The organism is Sphingobacteriales bacterium, assembly GCA_016719635.1.
In the GTDB taxonomy this organism is placed as follows: domain Bacteria; phylum Bacteroidota; class Bacteroidia; order Chitinophagales; family JADIYW01; genus JADJSS01.
Genome location: JADJYT010000016.1, coordinates 203,303 through 217,085, shown reverse-complemented (window position 1 = coordinate 217,085; position 13,783 = coordinate 203,303). Strand labels below are relative to the sequence as shown.

Here is a 13,783-nt window from a genome sequence, read left to right as displayed (position 1 = left end):
TATTCTATGGAAAAATATTTCTTTTCGTTTTGCTCCGTATTCCTGTTATTTGCCTGTACCAGAGAAGTACAGACAAGCTTTAAGCACCCTTTCATGGAGTTGGAGGATAATCCGAAATCGTTTCATTGGTTCGACATCAATGGCATGATTTGCAGGGACGGATCTCCAACAGGCATTGGTTATCGCGTTGGCAACCCAAAAAAATTGGCAATTTATATTAATGGCGGCGGCGCATGTTTTAATCCGGAAACCTGTGGCCCTAATCCAAAATCGTTTAACCAAAATGACTGGAGTTCTTTGTCAGCGGAGTATGCGCATCGCGGAATATTTGATGCAGACAATCCCAAAAATCCGTTGAAAGATTTTTCGTTTGTTTTTGTTCCTTATTGTACCGGCGATGTACACAGCGGCACCAGGAGGGCCGGACAGGCACTTGACCTGCCCGATACACAACGTTATGTTGGGTCTTATAATTTTATAAAATCCGTTGATTTCATTCAACCTTATTTTGATTATAATAAAGTAGAGCAAATTGTGCTGTTTGGATTAAGTGCAGGAGGATATGGCGTATATGTCAATTTCCTGGAAGTGATAAAACGGTTTCCCAATGCAAAAATTACCGTAATCAACGATTCCGGACCGCTATTTAGCGATGCGCAGGCGTTTCCAATTTGTCTTCAATTGGGTTTTACATTTATCTTCGGGTTGCCTATCCCCTACGGCTTGTTGGATTGCTGCGGAAAACCGGAATTAGGGCTGGCTAATGTATATGAATACTCCAGTAAAAAGTATCCGAATGCAAACTTTGGTTTTGTTTCTTCGTATGAAGATGGCGTTTCCCGTTTCTTTTTAAGTTTTGGCTATAATAACTGTATGGGTGCACCGGGCAATCAATTGCCGGCCAATGTATTTAAATCAGGTATTGTTCATCTTCGGGATGATATTTTGAAACCCAAAAGCACCTGGTCCACCTATTTTATCAATGGCACATCGCATACGATGCTGGCAGACAATGATTTGTTTTATGAAAGAAATTCTTCCGGAATGTATTTGTATGAATGGGTGGATAAATTGATAAAAGGCGAACGAATGCATGTGACTGAATAAATACATCTCCTCTTCTTAAACTACTATTAAGATTCGGGATTAGATGTATTAGTAATAATACAGAAATGTTATTGCCGTTATCTTTGCACCGCAATGAACAAACAGCATAAAATTGAATTAATGGCACCGGCCGGCAGCTACGAAGCCCTGATGGCGGCGATACATGCCGGCTGCGATTCCGTCTATTTTGGTGTGGAGCAGTTCAACATGCGCGCCCGTGCTACCATGAACTTTACATTGGAGGATTTGGAAAGAGTCGGCGCCATCTGCCGGGAAAATACTGTCCGAAGTTATCTGACACTCAACACCATCGTGTACGACCACGACCTGACGGCCATCAAAACCGTACTGGAAAAGGCAAAAGCCGGCGGTATTACCGCCGTCATCGCCAGCGACCAGGCCGTCATCGCTTATGCGCGTTCCATTCAGATGGAGGTACATATTTCTACACAAGTCAACATTACCAATATTGAAACAGTGAAATTTTATGCGTTGTTTGCAGATACGATGGTCTTGTCGAGAGAACTGAGTCTGATCCAGGTGAAAAAGATCTGCGACCAGATAGAAAAGGAAAATATTTGCGGACCATCCGGAAAACCGGTAGAGATAGAAATATTTGTGCACGGTGCCTTGTGTATGGCCGTATCGGGAAAATGTTACCTGAGTCTGCATACCGCCAACGCTTCTGCCAACCGAGGAGCCTGCGTGCAGAATTGCAGAAGGAGCTATACGGTTATTGACAACGAAGACGGACATGAACTGGCTATCGACAATGAATATATCATGTCTGCACAGGATTTATGCACCATCGATTTTTTGGATAAGGTGATTGAAAGCGGCGTGAAGGTGATGAAGATCGAAGGCAGGGGAAAAGGAGCGGATTATGTGAAAACGACCGCGGAATGTTACCGGGAGGCTATCGATGCATATTACAACAATATGTACACGAAAGAAAAAATAGCTGATTGGATGGAGCGATTGCAACGGGTCTATAATCGCGGATTCTGGAGCGGCTATTATCTGGGTAAGGAATTGGGTGAATGGAATGACAGTCCGGGTTCAAAAGCGACCACCCGCAAAATCTATCTCGGTAAGGGCACCAATTATTTTGATAAAATTCGGGTGGCGGAATTCACACTGGAGTCTTATGATTTAAGCATTGGAGATACGGTATTGATTACCGGTCCGACTACCGGGGCCATTGAAACAACCATCACGGAATTGCATACTTCAGAAGGTGCGGTGCAAACGGCAAAGAAAGGCGAGAGCTGCGCGTTCAAACTAGACGCACCGATTCGCACCAGCGACAAATTGTATAAGATTGTGAATGCTATTGAAACAACCGCTTGATTACCATTATACAGCAACGGGCAAAATGCATCGGGTGCAACTACTGTGTGGAGTTGGCTCCGCAGCGCTGGCGCATGAGCCGCAAAGACGGCAAAAGCGTATTGCTGGAAGCCAAAGACAAGAAAGGCTTCTGGAGTGTCAGGGTGCGTGAGGAAGAACTGGAGAGCAACCTGCAGGCCGCAAAAGCCTGCCCGGTGCACATCATCCAGATAGTTGAATAAAATCTGTTACATACTTTGATTGTCCGCCGTGGGCCCATACATGCCCGGCACCGGCACATCCAGTAAACGCAGATATACGGTCAATTGACCGCGGTGATGATACAGGTGGTTGTACACAAACATACGCAGAACAGCCACTTTCGGCATCGTGAAATAGACCTGCTCGCCATTGCGCATAGTCCAGTCCTGCAGCAGTGTTTCATCACTCGCATCGCCTAAGCATTTTAATGCCGCAGCTACCGCATCATCATGGATTTTCAGCAAATCTTCCGATGCCGAAACTTTTTTCGGTTTGTATTCTTCCTTTGCAAAATCTAATACATCTTTTTCAATCGTTACAGCCATCCAGTTTGGAATATCGGCAATGTGTACGGCGAGTTGTTCCAAAGACATTGATTTTGCATGAGGCTTCCAGCTTAATTTGTCTATGGGAACAGCCTCCAGCAGTTTACGCGTATTGGCGCATTCTTTCTCGTATTCCATCAACAGGGATTCACTTCTTTTCATAATTTTTCTTTTTTGTAAAAATAGCTGATTATCCCTCATATTCCGTACAAAATACTTTTCAACGTTTGGTAACATCTATTGATTAACATTCTTTATATAAAAAGGTATTTTTATGGCGACTGATTGGATACTATGTTGTTAAAGGAATCGTGCAGACGAAAAAGAAAAATGAAGCAGTTTATTCTTACTATATATTTATTGATAGCAGGACTGTGTTGTACGTTTTGTCAGCATGGCAGCAGTAAGCGAACACCGACGGGTTTTTTGCCGCCGGAAGTCAGGCCCTCCGAATATGCGAGCTATGATAAGGAAGTAGTGGATATACAGGATTCAGATGTGGTGGAGAAGATACACCAGCTGGATTGCTACTTTGAAGGAAAGACCTATGGCGGATTCAACGGCTCCGTTCTAATATCCTATAAAGGTACACCCATCTTTGAACGCTATTACGGGTATAAGGACTATCAGACCAAAGAGCCACTCACGGAACGTTCTTCCTTTCAGATAGCCTCCACGTCCAAGACGTTCACCTCTGCGGGGATATTATTGTTGTTACAGCAAAACATGATATCGCTGGATGACACGCTGCAGAAGTTTTTTCCGGCATTTCCATACAAGGGAATAACCATTCGCATGCTGATGAGCCATCGCTCCGGACTTCCCAATTACCTTAATTTCTCGGAAGTGTACTGGAAGGACAAGAAGTCATTCATGACGAATGAGGATGTGCTGAAGCAGCTGATAAAATTCAAACCTAAAGTACTGAACGCTCCGGATACACATTTCCGATACAACAATACGAATTATGTTTTGCTGGCGCTCATTATTGAAAAAGTTTCCGGAATTCCGTTCTGTGATTTTATGCATCAGGCTGTTTTTGTGCCGCTTGGAATGCTGGATACCTGGCTATACGACCCCTTGAGTCCGCGGCCATCTGCCGTAAAAGGGTACAAAGGCTCCCGTTGGATAGAAGACCAGATTGTTTACACAGACGGAGTCACCGGTGATAAGGGAATCTACAGTACGGTCCGTGATTTATACAAATGGGACCAGGCGCTCTATGCCGGAAAATTTATCCGGCCCGAAATCTTAGGGTTGGCCCTTACACCCCAAAGCTTTGAGAAATCCGGCAACAAAAACTACGGACTTGGCTGGCGTATGCAGGATCAGCCGGACGGTACCCGCCTGATTTACCACAACGGATGGTGGCACAGCTTTAATTCTGTCTTTAACCGGAAAATCAGTGATAAAACGACCGTTATCATCCTCAGCAGTCATTATAATCAAAGTGTATACAAACTTCAGCAGGTCTGGGACATCCTATACGGTGAGAATGCGGTAAGCATAGGAGAGGAAGAAGGAGGCTCGGAAATCGTCAGGAAGTTGAACACGGAAGGCTTGCCGGAAAATACGGAACCGCAGAATTACTGCCGTCCAAAATAAAAAATCCCGGGCAACACTGTCCGGGACTATTTTAAACCAACCAAATGAAAATGTTTTTATTAACCTTTAAAAAATAAAACGCTTTTTCTTTATAATTAGTAACAATTCTCGTGCCAAAGTGAACTTTTAAGGGCGAAATATTTTTTACTTTTTTGCAATTTCAGTTTCCAGTTTTTTCTTTTCTTCTTCTAATTGCCTGATTTTCCATTCTTTAACCAGAACGCTTCGTTTTACTTCTTCCAGCGAGTCGTTGATGATGCCAATAATCATCGCATTGAGTTCCTGTGATTCAGGGTGCTCCTTATCCAGGAATGTTTCAATCAGGCCATGCGTCACCTCCTTGATACCTCGGGTGTTGTTCGGGTTGATGACATCCTTCATGATTTTATCAATGGTGTTGAATGTGATATCCGCCACCGCTTTGTCCAGCATTTCCTGAAAAATCTTCCCCAATCCCGGAATATACCGAAGTGCATCAACCGTGTTGTTTTCATTCACTGCCCGGCTGATGATGGTTTCGATATACTGTTTTAGTTCGCCCCGGTATTGGGTGTATGACAGGTTCATGGCTTCACCGATGCGTCCGCTCAGGTAGTTGACAATTACATCTTCCTTGGGTTTGACCACATTGGTGACAATTTTTTCCAAAACGGGCGAGCCCTGGTTGACCTCATTCTGCATCATGGAAATCATCTTGGCGATAACGCGGTCACTCACCTCTTCCACCATGATTTCAGATGCCTGAGTGGATTTTTTAAAGAAGTAGGTTTTGGTTAGATCAAATACACCGAGCCGCTGTAACCGATATACCAGACCGGCCAGGCGAACGGCAGCAAAGAAATTATAACCATGTAATATGGGAATGCACATGATGACATCATACCAGTGTACAAACGGATAAAACCACCAGTGGTCATATTTTTTGCGGTAAATACTGCGTATCCAGCGAAAGGCAAGTTCGGCAACATAAATACCGACGAATATCAAATCGTAATAAAAGACCAGGTCAGACACATAAGCGGCATACCAGTCGTGAAAACCCGGCGATATGTAATGTATAAACGAGGAAAAAAAAGAAAACTTGAACAGAAAACCGAAAAACAGATACAGCAGGTTTAGCAGCACAACGAGCAGCATGGTTAGATCCATCCAGAACAGGTGTGAAGAATCAGCAGTACGCAGTTTTTCCACATCCACTTTAAACATTCGCCGAGCTTTGTCTAACATAAAGTGAAGATAGGTATTTTTGTATGATCAGCGCATCTGCGTTTCTTGCTGTTTATTTCGTTTGTGCTTATGGTATAAATCACAGATATACACAACAGCGTTAGTCTGCTGAATAAATTTAAAAATAAAACAACTTAAAATTTGACGTACGTCAAATTTTAAACAAGTCTGGTTCTCTATATTTATAAAAAAATGCAGTACCTGACGTTTTAGGTTTACATTGGCTCTGTTAGCAATTTGTTTTCATCAAGAAACCTAATTATAGAAAAGGCTTAGTATGGATTATATTTTTTTAAAGGTACTATAGTATTATACGTTTTCTAATCTATATTCTCAACAACCAATCAAGCATAATTAAATTGTATAAATACATACACATGAAAAAATTTTTTTATCCAGTACTTTTACTTTTAACCTCTTTATCCTGTAAAAAAGAGAATAACAACCATAAGCAAGCTGATTTTATAAATCAGGAAATAAAAAAAATTATTACTGAAAGCAAAACGCTTTTTGACTGGAACGCACAATCAACAGATTTTATTTTTGAAGCACTTCAAACCTGCGAAGACAGATGTATTACCGTTGGATATAACACGGATTTTATATCTTCTGATAATCAGCTGAAAGAAGCAATCATTAAAGAAGCAGAAAAACAGGAAGGATTGGACAGGGATAAAATTCTACTGGAAGAAAATGACAAACTTTCTACACTGAAATTCAGCATAAAGAATAAAAAAACGATAGATGTGCTCAGAAATTTTGACAGAGTTGAATTTGTCGAAATTACCAACTTTAAATACGACAGAGAATTTTTTATCAGTGACCAGGAAATCAAAACCGGTTATCAATCCGAGAATTACGCCAATCAAAGAATTACTGATGTAAATCCCGGAGATTATGATCCGGACACCAGCAGTATTTCTTACGATAAATACATAGAATCCATTAGCAGCAGAGATGCAGACGTTATAAGAAACCACAACCTGAACTTTGTCTATGACAGTTTAAATAAATTTGACGGACTTGAAGTTGCAGTACTGGACAATGGTGTATTTCCGGATTTTGTTCCATTTGTTAAAGTTGGAAATCCTGCTTACAAAACAGAAGGCTATTTTAGTCCTGTTGTAAATGGAAATCCGGACGGTCCTCATCCCAGAGATTATGATGTGTTTGGAATCAGTAAGTTAATCAACGGACTTTTTGACCACGGTACAAGACAGACCAGTATCGTATACAGTATTATTCCGAAAGGAAAATTCCGAACAGTGCGTTCTGCGCAGTGGGTGTTTTTTATATTTCCACAAGATTTTTCGGGTACCATAAATGCAATTACAGCCATGGCTGATGACCCGGATGTTAAAGTTATCAGCATGTCAATGGGAACTATATTTGTTAACAACGAGATGAAAAGAGCGATTCAGTATTATACGGCAAAAGATAAAATATTTGTAAGCGCTTCCGGCACGTTTCTGCCGGTGCCAATCCTTAAAGATTTAATAGGCGTCGTATTTCCTGCCAGTATGCCCGAAACCATTGCGACAACAGGAATACAAGATACAAGAACCACAAATGGTGTTTTTGAATTAGGAGAAACATCAACGAGCGGAAGAGAAACGGATTTTGTTGTTGATCATTCCTCCTCCAGCTCTGAAACGGTATCAGCAACGGCAGCCATGTTTGGCCTAATTTGGAGTATCAATCCTAACTTGTCTGCAAAGCAAATAAAAGATATTTTCATTTGCTCCTCCACGTACTTTTACACCAATAATGCGCAAAAACATCCAATATTTGGATGGGGCAAAGTGGATTGTAAAACTGCTGCAAAAATAACACTCGAAACGCTGTGAACTGAAATTCGTCTTTAGGCAGTCAACACCAAACGGTCATAAAATAAAGAACGTTTTTAGTTTCAATTCAGGATAATTGGCCAGCGACGGAAAAAATCCGTAACCGTAACAACTATGGTCAGTCAGAACGTAATAAATCGTTCCATACAGGCTTTTTCCAGCATCTCGCGATCATCAGGATGAGCAATGTCAATGAGTGCTTTCGCACGCTGACGCATATTTTTTCCGTAAAGATAAGCAACACCGTATTCGGTGACGATATAATGTACATGACCTCTCGTGGTCACCACACCGGCACCCTGTTTTAAATACGGAACGATACGAGGCGCACCTTTTTTAGTTCTGGCTGTTAATGCAATGATGGGTTTGCCTCCCTGGCTCAGCGCCGCGCCGCGAATGAAATCCATCTGTCCGCCGATGCCGCTGAACAGGCGGGTACCGATACTGTCGGCACATACCTGGCCTGTGATGTCCACTTCGATGGCGCTGTTGATGGCCACCACTTTCGGGTTTTTGCGGATGATATGCGGATCGTTGACAAAGTCGATATCAAGAAAGGCAAAGGCGGGATTGTCATCGACATAGTCGTACAGCCGTCTGGTGCCAACGGCAAATCCCGTAACCGTCTTATACGGATGTATCACTTTCCGGGAGTTGTTGATGATGTCCTTTTCAAATAAATCAATGATGCCGTCGCTGCACATTTCCGTGTGGATACCCAGGTTTTTATGGTTGTACAGGGATTTCAGCACCGCATCCGGTATGGTGCCGATACCCGTTTGCAGGGTGCTGCCGTCATCAATCAATTCCGCAATATATTTTCCGATCTGCAGTTCTTCATCGCCCATCTTGGTGCTGTAGTCCACTTCGTGCAGCGCGTCCTCGGCATATACGAATGCGTGAATCCGGTCGGTGTGTATCATGCTGTCGCCGTGTGTGCGCGGTACCCCCGGGTTGACCTGCGCAATGATATGCCTGGCGGTACTCACAGCGGCGCGGGCGATGTCCACGCTGATACCCAGGGAGCAATAGCCGTGCTTGTCGGGGGGTGATACCTGTATGATGGCGACATCCAGCGGCAGTTGCCCGTTTTTAAACAGGTCCGGAATATCGCTCAGGAAGACCGGAATAAAATCCGCGCGGCCCTCCTGAATCGCTTTGCGCACACTGTCGCTTACGAACAGACAGTTGATGTGAAAGTTATCTTCATATTCCGGGCGGTCCACCACGATATCCCCGTGAACGGATATGAAGGTAAGTTCCACGTTGCGCAACCGGGGTGCTTCTTTCGCCAGTGCCTGCAGCAGAAAGGTGGGCGTCATGGCACTGCCGTGAATATAAACACGGTCACCGCTTTTTAGGACGGAAAGGGCTTCTTCGGCAGACTGGTAGGAGATTTGTTCATACATGCGGGTTGTAAAACTAAGAAATCGGGATGGATTTTGGAAGATGAATTCACCGGATTGTTGTTTCTGTTATGCGCAGAGTCTTTTGGGAAGGAATCTGCGTTGTTTTTGGTATGTGCTTCCGTTTAGGCATAGTCCTCTGCGCGAGACGCTGAAGGGAAAAGCACAAAGAGGCGAAAGATATGAAACAACAGGAAAGGATAAATATGAAAAACTTCCCCTACATACGAGTTAGGCGACATTCTTTGGCAGACAATTGAAATTACAAGATAATTTGTGAATTTCATTGAAGATACTTATCTTTGACGTTAGTAACGTAAAATTATAGTATGATTCGGTCTTTCGGAGACAAAGACACTAGAAAAATTTGGGAAGGAGAAAGGATTAAAAGTTTATCTGCCGAAATTCAGGAAATAGCACGTAGAAAATTAAGAATGCTAAATAACTCTCAACACCTTAATGATTTGCTAATTCCTCCATCCAATAGACTAGAAAAGTTAAAAGGAAATCTGAAAAATTTCTATTCTATCAGAATAAACAATCAATGGAGGATTATTTTTATGTGGGCTGAAAATAACGCTGATCAAGTTCAAATAATAGATTATCATTAAAATAAACAACTTGTGAGAAAATTAAAAAACATACATCCGGGCGAAGTTCTTCAAGAAGAATTTCTTGGTCCGTTGGGGATTACTGCCTATAGGCTTTCTAAAGATATCGGAATACCTCAAACACGCGTTTCAGAAATTGTAAAAGGAAACAGACGTATTACTGCAGATACAGCGCTAAGGCTTTCAAGATATTTTGGAAATTCTGCAAAATTCTGGCTAGGTCTTCAGGATGATTTTGATATTGAAGAAGAAAGTAATGAAAAGAAATCCGAGTTGAATGCGATAAAACAATATGAAAGTAACGCCGCCTAGCATCGCCTTGCCGTAATAGCTGTATTTTCCTTAGCTTAAACAATAATATATTGGAATCTTTTCGCTAAACTTATTCTTGCGACTTGGCGAAACGCCATTTCGCCAAGCCCGAAGATGTTAGTTACAATCCGTAAATATCAGATATACAGTATTCGGTTTGTTTTTGCAGAGTTCCTTACAGAATCTCTGCTGGGAAAAGAATGATACCATGGACTATCTTCGCCGTCGTTGGTTTCCAACCAACTAACTACGGGTATATATGGTCGGTCAATAAGACTGCGTTTTTGTTGATAAATATGAAATATTCATCAATATATTATTGAATTCTAATTTTTTATGCTATATTTAATAAGGCTGAGTTCAGGTAATAAACGCATTAATATGCTCAATTCGGCATCTCTAAAAGTGTAGAGTAAAATTTAATTTAGTATAAATATTAAAGATTTCAATATTTTTTATACTGCTTATATTCTAAAGGTAATTTAAAAATTGGAATAAACATTCATTTACTCAGCCTTATATTTGTGAATGGCAAAATAAATGATTAAACGGTTGTTTTTTACTTGAATTCAGCCAATATATTGGGTGCCAATTACACTAAAATTGAAGATTTAAGCGGTGCTGCTTCCGGGAAAATAAGCGTAGGGTTAACGCGATTTAACACAACGGAGTTATCTGGTTTTGGAATTGTAGTTGATATTACGTTGCCTGTTAAAATAACAGGCCGGGCAGCTTTTTTAAATTAACTGCGGTGCCTTTGGCTGCCAACAATACAACAGGGATTCCAATCAGTATCAGCAGAGGAAATGATTCTGTAAGAGTAGATCAGATTATTTCAGGAATTAAGCAATCTACACTAAATACAATTAGTCAGATGTAAGTGTCCCTTTCAGGAGACTCTGCAAGGAAAAGAATATACTATGCATTATCGTCTAAAAAGCTATCAAGCCACTCCTACACATCATAATTCAGCACACTCTGCAGCCATCGTTCGATTTCTTCTGTTTTCATGTTTTTTCGTTTCGCATAATCTTCCACCTGGTCTTTGGCTATCTTACCTATGCCGAAATACTTACTGTCGGGATGGGAGAAATACCAGCCGCTTACGCTCGATGCCGGATACATCGCATTGCTTTCCGTTAAGATAATGCCTGCATTCTTTTCAGCATCCAGTAATTTGAACAGTATTGGTTTTTCGGTATGGTCAGGGCAGGCCGGATAGCCCGGCGCCGGCCGGATACCTTCGTATTTTTCCTTGATCAGCTCGTCGTTGCCCAACTGTTCATGCAGGGCATATCCCCACCATTCCCTGCGCACCCGCTCGTGCATGCGTTCGGCAAAAGCTTCTGCCAATCGGTCCGCCAATGCCGCCAGCATGATCTTGTTGTAGTCATCGTGCTGTTCTTCAAAATGTTTCAGCCATTTTTCAATGCCAATCCCGGTGGTCACGGCAAAGCCGCCGATGTAATCCTGTTTGCCGCTTTCTTTCGGAGCCACAAAATCGCTCAGGCAGTAGTTCGGAAGTCCTTCCCCTTTCTTGTTTTGCTGGCGCAGGTGGTGCAGAGACACACCCCTTAATCCCCTCTCAAGAGGGGAAACCGGTTCCTGCTCGTTATTTTCGGAAGCAGTAATGATAATATCATCTGTATCGCTGTTGGCTTCAAAAAACCCGATGACCGCTTTTGCCGTCAGCCATTTTTCCGCAATGATTTTATCGAGTAAGGCATTGGCGTCATGGAACAATTTTTTCGCTTCCACGCCCACAATCTTATCTTCTAAGATATTCGGATACTTTCCGTGCAATTCCCAGGTGGAGAAAAAGGGTGTCCAGTCAATATACGGCCGTATTTCCGACAAATCGTACTCTTCAAAAACCCGGGTGCCCAGGAAACTGGGTTTCGGCGGGTTGTAGTGTTCCCAGTCTAACTGCAATTTGTTTTTGCGGGCCTCTTCCAGTGAAATATAATCTTTGATGATTTGCTTGCCCTGATGCCTTTCGCGCATCATCTCGTATTCCGATTTAATATCGGTGATAAATTTATCTCTGTTGTCTTTGTTTAACAAGGAACTTGCTACCGGTACACTGCGGGAAGCATCCAGTACGTGTATGGTAGGCTGGTCGTAATTGGGTTCGATCTTAACGGCTGTATGGATTTTGGAAGTGGTGGCTCCGCCAATCAGCAAAGGCTGTTTCATGCCGCGGCGTTTCATTTCTTTCGCCACAAATACCATCTCATCGAGCGAAGGAGTAATCAGTCCGCTTAATCCGATGATGTCTGCCTGTTCTTTCTCGGCAGCATCCAGTATCTTGTCACAAGGCACCATCACGCCCAGGTCTACGATTTCAAAATTATTACAGGCCAACACCACGCCCACAATATTTTTTCCGATGTCGTGAACGTCGCCCTTAACGGTGGCTAATAAGATTTTGCCCTGTTTGTTGCTTTCCCCTGCTTGTTTGGAAGCCTCGATAAATGGCAGGAGATAAGCCACGGATTTCTTCATCACCCGTGCACTTTTCACCACCTGTGGCAGGAACATTTTGCCGGCTCCGAATAAATCACCTACTACATTCATACCGTCCATCAGCGGGCCTTCAATGACGCTCAGTGGTTTGTCATACTGCTGCCGGCATTCTTCCGTATCTTCATCAATGAAGTCAACGATACCCTTGACCAAGGCGTGTTTCAGGCGCTCCTGAACGGATTGGTTTCTCCATGCCAGGTCTTCTTCTCTTTTCTTTGCGCTGCCTTTTACGGTTTCTGCGTATTCCAGTAGTCGTTCAGTAGAGTCGTCTCTCCGGTTTAATAAGACATCTTCCACACGCTCTAATAATCCTTTCTCCACATTGTCGTAGACTTCTATCATTGTCGGATTGACGATGCCCATATCCATGCCTTCCTGAATGGCGTGATACAGGAAAGCAGAGTGCATGGCCTCGCGTACAATATTGTTTCCCCGGAAAGAGAAAGAGACGTTGCTGACTCCGCCGCTGACGTGTGCCCCTTTCAGATGGGTGCGTATCCACTTCGTCGCCCGGAAGAAGTCCAGCGCATTGTTGCGGTGTTCTTCCATTCCTGTCGCCACCGGAAAAATATTCGGGTCGAAGATGATATCGTTCGGATTGAATTGTACGTTGTTGACCAAGATGTCATAACTGCGCTGGCAGATTTCTATCCTGCGTTCGTAGCTGTCGGCCTGTCCCTGCTCGTCAAAAGCCATGACCACCGTAGCGGCGCCATATTTCCTGATCAATTTCGCCTGGCGGATAAATTCTTCTTCTCCGCCTTTTAAGCTGATGGAATTGACGATGCCTTTTCCCTGTATGCATTTCAATCCGGCTTCTATGATTTCCCATTTGGAAGAGTCTATCATAATCGGAATACGGGAAATTTCCGGTTCGGAGGCAATCAGGTTGAGGAATTTCACCATGGCTTTTTCGCCATCAATCATGCCCTCATCCATATTCACATCCAATACCTGTGCGCCGCCGCGTACCTGATCCATCGCTACTGAAAGGGCGTCTTCAAAACGCTCTTCCTTGATCATTTTTAAAAACACCTTGGAGCCGGTTACGTTGGTACGTTCGCCGATATTGACAAAATTGGATGCTTTGGAAACGATTAAAGGTTCGAGTCCGGATAATTTAAGTAGGTTATTTTCTGACATTTTACATTTATTGTTATCACACACCCTTAATCCCCCCTCAAGAGGGGAATTCCGACAGTGCTGTCTTTTCGTAATTGCTGTGA

General features: G+C 42.9%; 11 protein-coding genes. 7 read left to right on the top strand and 4 right to left on the bottom strand.

What is annotated here, in order from left to right:
• The first annotated feature begins 6 nt into the window (after positions 1-6).
• The 3 genes from IPM95_15700 to IPM95_15690 all read left to right on the top strand — a co-directional run bounded on the left by IPM95_15700 (position 7) and on the right by IPM95_15690 (position 2,678).
• On the top strand, positions 7-1,107 hold the full coding sequence (locus IPM95_15700) for a hypothetical protein (GenBank protein ID MBK9330701.1): 1,101 nt from the start codon (positions 7-9) through the stop codon (positions 1,105-1,107).
• A 93-nt stretch (positions 1,108-1,200) separates the two neighbouring features.
• Positions 1,201-2,457: a U32 family peptidase gene (locus IPM95_15695; GenBank protein MBK9330700.1), complete on the top strand. Its 1,257-nt coding sequence runs from the start codon at positions 1,201-1,203 to the stop codon at positions 2,455-2,457.
• Positions 2,454-2,678 (top strand): ferredoxin, encoded by a 225-nt coding sequence (locus IPM95_15690; protein ID MBK9330699.1) that lies wholly within the window; start codon positions 2,454-2,456, stop codon positions 2,676-2,678. The genes IPM95_15695 and IPM95_15690 overlap by 4 nt, the downstream gene beginning before the upstream one ends.
• Positions 2,679-2,684: 6 nt before the next feature.
• On the opposite strand, the gene IPM95_15685 is transcribed toward IPM95_15690, so the two are convergent.
• Positions 2,685-3,185, bottom strand: coding sequence for a DinB family protein (locus IPM95_15685; protein MBK9330698.1), 501 nt, complete (start codon positions 3,183-3,185; stop codon positions 2,685-2,687).
• Positions 3,186-3,353: 168 nt separating this feature from the next.
• Here IPM95_15685 and IPM95_15680 point away from each other — a divergent pair, with 168 nt between their 5' ends.
• Positions 3,354-4,628, top strand: coding sequence for a beta-lactamase family protein (locus IPM95_15680; protein MBK9330697.1), 1,275 nt, complete (start codon positions 3,354-3,356; stop codon positions 4,626-4,628).
• A gap of 144 nt (positions 4,629-4,772) precedes the next feature.
• On the opposite strand, the gene IPM95_15675 is transcribed toward IPM95_15680, so the two are convergent.
• Positions 4,773-5,855 (bottom strand): hypothetical protein, encoded by a 1,083-nt coding sequence (locus tag IPM95_15675; protein MBK9330696.1) that lies wholly within the window; start codon positions 5,853-5,855, stop codon positions 4,773-4,775.
• 377 nt (positions 5,856-6,232) lie between these two features.
• Here IPM95_15675 and IPM95_15670 point away from each other — a divergent pair, with 377 nt between their 5' ends.
• A complete protein-coding gene (locus IPM95_15670; GenBank protein ID MBK9330695.1) occupies positions 6,233-7,702 on the top strand; it encodes a S8/S53 family peptidase in 1,470 nt (489 codons plus the stop codon).
• 122 nt (positions 7,703-7,824) lie between these two features.
• On the opposite strand, the gene IPM95_15665 is transcribed toward IPM95_15670, so the two are convergent.
• Positions 7,825-9,111 carry an acetyl-CoA hydrolase/transferase family protein gene (locus IPM95_15665; protein MBK9330694.1) on the bottom strand — a complete coding sequence of 429 codons (1,287 nt, stop codon included), beginning with the start codon at positions 9,109-9,111 and terminating at the stop codon, positions 7,825-7,827.
• 326 nt (positions 9,112-9,437) lie between these two features.
• On the opposite strand from IPM95_15665, the gene IPM95_15660 reads away from it, so the two are divergent.
• Together IPM95_15660 and IPM95_15655 are read left to right on the top strand one after the other, a co-directional pair.
• Complete coding sequence (locus IPM95_15660; GenBank protein MBK9330693.1) at positions 9,438-9,719, top strand: type II toxin-antitoxin system RelE/ParE family toxin; 282 nt, start codon at positions 9,438-9,440, stop codon at positions 9,717-9,719.
• A gap of 12 nt (positions 9,720-9,731) precedes the next feature.
• Positions 9,732-10,031 carry a HigA family addiction module antidote protein gene (locus IPM95_15655; GenBank protein MBK9330692.1) on the top strand — a complete coding sequence of 100 codons (300 nt, stop codon included), beginning with the start codon at positions 9,732-9,734 and terminating at the stop codon, positions 10,029-10,031.
• Positions 10,032-10,985: 954 nt separating this feature from the next.
• On the opposite strand, the gene metH is transcribed toward IPM95_15655, so the two are convergent.
• Positions 10,986-13,700: a methionine synthase gene (metH, locus tag IPM95_15650; protein MBK9330691.1), complete on the bottom strand. Its 2,715-nt coding sequence runs from the start codon at positions 13,698-13,700 to the stop codon at positions 10,986-10,988.
• Positions 13,701-13,783 lie beyond the last annotated feature (83 nt).